Origin of the sequence: Cytobacillus oceanisediminis 2691, from assembly GCF_007678455.1 — a bacterium.
Taxonomy (GTDB): domain Bacteria; phylum Bacillota; class Bacilli; order Bacillales; family Cytobacillaceae; genus Mesobacillus; species Mesobacillus oceanisediminis_A.
Genome location: NZ_VEEP01000352.1, coordinates 1 through 244 on the forward strand (window position 1 = coordinate 1; position 244 = coordinate 244).

Sequence of the window (244 nt, forward strand, 5' to 3'; positions counted from 1 at the left end):
GGGGATGGATTATAATTGAGTGGGAATTGTGTGTGAAGAAGTTGAGCGGGGGGATAGTGGGTTGAGGAGGGCAGTGTGGGTTGAGAGTGGGGTAAAGAGTATGAGTGTGGTGGAATGGGGAAATGAAGAGGAAAAAGAGAAGTATTTAGTTGGTGAGTGAAAAGGGGAAAAGGTAGGGGGTTTTGGATTGAGGGAGGGGAATGGAGGTTGGGAGGTTGGGGGAATGGAGAGAAGAGGGGGTGAG

Annotated in this window: 1 protein-coding gene; it reads left to right on the forward strand. The window is 50.0% G+C overall.

Annotation, left to right across the window (positions count from 1 at the left end):
* Positions 1 to 28: 28 nt before the first annotated feature.
* Entirely contained in the window at positions 29 to 160 is a 132-nt protein-coding gene (locus FS736_RS23915) for an acyl-CoA dehydrogenase family protein (RefSeq protein ID WP_260983705.1), read from the forward strand.
* Positions 161 to 244: the final 84 nt, after the last annotated feature.